The following is a 3,281-nucleotide window of genomic DNA, read 5'->3' as shown; positions in this document are numbered from 1 at the left end:
CTAGACGCCGGAATTCGACAGCCCGCCGTTGATGTGGATGGTCTGACCGGTCATGTAGGCGCCCGCCGGACCGCACAAGGCTCGAACCATGCCGGCGATCTCGAACGAGGTCCCCTTGCGGCCGAGCGGAATCTGCGTGGTCCGGCTCGGACGCTCGGTGCCCGCGGCGCGCGAGGTATCGATCTGGCCGGGGGAGACGCAGTTGACGCGGATGTTGAATTCGGCGAGATCCTGCGCCAGGGCCTTGGTGAGCCCGACGACGCCGTGCTTCGCCGCGGCGACGTGCGGCCGACCTTTGAGGCCCAGCAATGCAGTCACGCCGGCGAAGGTGACGATGCAGCCGCCGCCCGCTTTCTTGAATGCGGGCAGGCACGCCTGCGTGAATACGAACGCGCTGTCGAGATCGGTGGCGAGAATGCGCCGCCAGTCCTCGTAGCTGATCTCCTCGAACGCTGCGTGCTCTCGGATCGCGGCGTTGAGGACCAGGATGTCGATGCGTCCGAAGCGCGACACGATCTTGTCCACCATCGCGCGAACCTGCGAGGGTTCGGCGACATCGGCGGCATAGGCTTCGGCATCCGAGCCGAGCGCCTTGATCTCGTCCACGACCCCCTTGGCCTGGTCGAGATTCGAGCGCGTATTGATCGCAACCTTGGCGCCGCCCGCCGCCAGCGACAGCGCGATCGCCCGGCCGATGTTGCGCGCCGCGCCCGTGACGATGGCGACTTTGCCCGCGAACTCCTCGCCCTTGTGCATGCCCGCTTCGCTCATTTCAGTCTCCCGGTTCGTGCCGACCTCGGCCCGGCGATCGTAACATAGCGTCTGTGCGCCGCCGCGCCGTCTCTGGGCGCGTGAGGTTCGATTAGAATCCGGTTTTATACACGCTACGGAGACGGCATGGCGCGTGCCGCGGTGGGTATCGTGATGGGCAGCAGTAGCGACTGGGACGTCATGCAGCATGCGGCCCGGGTGCTGGACGAGTTCGGCGTAGCGTTCGAGTCGCGCGTGGTCTCCGCCCACCGCACGCCGGATCTGCTGTTCGAGTATGCCGAGGGCGCAGCGCGCCGGCGCCTTGCCTGCATCATCGCCGGCGCCGGCGGGGCGGCACACCTGCCCGGCATGCTCGCCGCCAAGACGATCGTGCCCGTGCTCGGCGTGCCGGTGCCTTCGCGCCACTTGCAGGGTCTCGATTCGCTGCTCTCGATCGTGCAGATGCCGCGCGGCGTGCCGGTGGCGACGTTCGCAATCGGCGAGGCGGGCGCGGCGAATGCAGGCCTTCATGCCGTCGCCATGTTGGGGCGCTACGATCGCAAGCTGGCGGCTGCGCTGGAAGCGTTCCGGCGCAAACAGACGAGGGCCGTGCTGGCGGCGGAGCTGCCGGCGCTGAAATGATCGCACCGGGTGCATGGCTGGGATTGCTGGGCGGCGGCCAGCTCGGACGCATGTTCAGCATGGCCGCGCAAAGCATGGGCTATCGTGTCATGGTGGTCGATCCGGGCGAGCACAGCCCGGCGGGTGCTGTGGCCGACGCCAGCTTGCGAGCCGACTATCTCGACCTCGAGGCGCTCGCACGCCTGGCGCGCGATTGCGCTGCGGTCACGACCGAGTTCGAGAACGTGCCGGCGGAAGCGCTGCGCCGGCTCGCGCGCGATTGCTTCGTGAGTCCGGCGGCCGATAGCGTGGCGGTGGCGCAGGACCGGATTTGCGAAAAGGAATTCCTCGCCGCTGTCGTGGGCGTCGGCGACTATGCGATCGTGCGATGCGACGCTGACCTGGGCGAGTCGCTGGACGAGCGGTTATTGCCCGGAGTGCTGAAACGCAGCCGCCTTGGCTACGACGGCAAGGGCCAGGTTCGGGTCACGGACCGCGGTCAGGCGCTGGACGCATTCCGGGCGATGGGCAGCGAACCGTGCGTGCTCGAACGTCTGCTCGAGCTCGAATGCGAACTTTCGGTCATCGTCGCCCGCAACGACCTCGGCCAGTGTGTGGCCTACCCGGTTGCCGAGAACCGGCACGAGCACGGCATCCTGGACATCTCGATCGTTCCGGCTCGCGTGAGCCCTCGACTTGCGGCGCAAGCGCAGGCGGCGACCCGCGCGGTGGCCGAGCGCCTGGATTATGTCGGCGTGCTGTGCGTGGAATTCTTCGTGGTCGCCGGCCGACTGCTGGCGAACGAGATCGCGCCGCGCCCGCACAACAGCGGTCACTACACCATCGACGCCTGCGTCACCTCGCAGTTCGAGCAGCAGGCTCGCATCCTCGCCCGCTTGCCGCTGGGCGATCCGTCGCTGCACTGCCCCGGCGTCATGGTGAACCTGCTGGGCGAGCTGTGGGTGGGCGGCGAGCCCCGCTGGGATCGGGTGTTGACCAACCCGCGCGCGAAGCTGCACCTGTACGGCAAGCGCGAGCCCCGCACCGGGCGCAAGATGGGCCACTTCACCGTGCTGGGCGAAAGCGCCGACGCGACGTTGCGCCAGGCGCTCGAGCTGCGCGCGGTACTTGTCCCGCACGTGGTAGCCGCCGCTACCGCATAGGAGACTTCCGATGGCCAGCGCCCCGATGCTGCAAAGCGACCTGAAAAGCCTGCCTCTCGTTCATCGCGGCAAGGTGCGCGACCTGTACGCGGTGGGCGAAGACCAACTGCTGGTGATCCAGACCGATCGGTTGTCGGCATTCGACGTGATCCTGCCGACCCCGATCCCCGGCAAGGGCGAAGTGCTGACCGCGCTGTCGCTGTTCTGGTTCGAACGCCTGCGTCACGTCCTGCCCAATCACCTCACCGGCATCGAGTCGCAGAGCGTGGTCGCACCCGAGGAACGCAGCCAGGTGGCCGGGCGCGCGATGGTCGTGCGACGCTTCCAGCCGCTCATGATCGAGGCCGTGGTTCGCGGCTATCTCGCCGGCTCGGCCTGGAAGGACTACCGGACGAGCGGGTCGGTATGCGGCATTGCGTTACCGCCCCGCCTGAAGGAGGCGCAGCAGCTGCCCGAGCCGATCTTCACGCCCGCCACCAAGGCGCCCGCCGGAAGCCACGACGAGAACATCGATTTCGGCGAGGCGCAGCGCATCATCGGCATCGATCTGGCCGAGCGTGTTCGCGGTCATGCCATTCGGCTGTACTCGGAGGCCGCGGAATACGCCCGAACGCGTGGCATCATCATCGCCGATACCAAGTTCGAGTTCGGGATCGATAGCGACCGAACCCTCTACCTGATCGACGAAGCGCTCACGCCCGATTCATCGCGCTTCTGGCTCGCGGACACGTACCGCGCCGGCACCAA

Annotated in this window: 4 protein-coding genes; 3 read left to right on the top strand and 1 reads right to left on the bottom strand. The window is 67.6% G+C overall.

Annotated elements, in window-relative coordinates:
* Positions 1-756, bottom strand: a complete 756-nt coding sequence (locus tag GEV05_30900; GenBank protein MPZ47686.1) for an SDR family oxidoreductase — start codon at positions 754-756, stop codon at positions 1-3.
* Between the two features lie 141 nt (positions 757-897).
* Here GEV05_30900 and purE point away from each other — a divergent pair, with 141 nt between their 5' ends.
* The 3 genes from purE to GEV05_30885 all read left to right on the top strand — a co-directional run.
* The gene (gene purE / locus GEV05_30895; GenBank protein MPZ47685.1) at positions 898-1,392 is read left to right on the top strand and encodes a 5-(carboxyamino)imidazole ribonucleotide mutase; all 495 of its coding nucleotides are present in this window, start codon (positions 898-900) and stop codon (positions 1,390-1,392) included.
* A complete protein-coding gene (locus tag GEV05_30890) occupies positions 1,389-2,534 on the top strand; it encodes a 5-(carboxyamino)imidazole ribonucleotide synthase (GenBank protein ID MPZ47684.1) in 1,146 nt (381 codons plus the stop codon). The genes purE and GEV05_30890 overlap by 4 nt, the downstream gene beginning before the upstream one ends.
* Positions 2,535-2,544: 10 nt before the next feature.
* Positions 2,545-3,281 (top strand): phosphoribosylaminoimidazolesuccinocarboxamide synthase (locus GEV05_30885; GenBank protein MPZ47683.1); only part of this gene is annotated, 737 nt, incomplete at its 3' end.

This window comes from Betaproteobacteria bacterium (assembly GCA_009377585.1).
GTDB lineage: Bacteria > Pseudomonadota > Gammaproteobacteria > Burkholderiales > WYBJ01 > WYBJ01.
The sequence above is the reverse complement of the archived record's forward strand: the minus strand, read 5'-3'. Positions and strand labels throughout refer to the sequence as shown.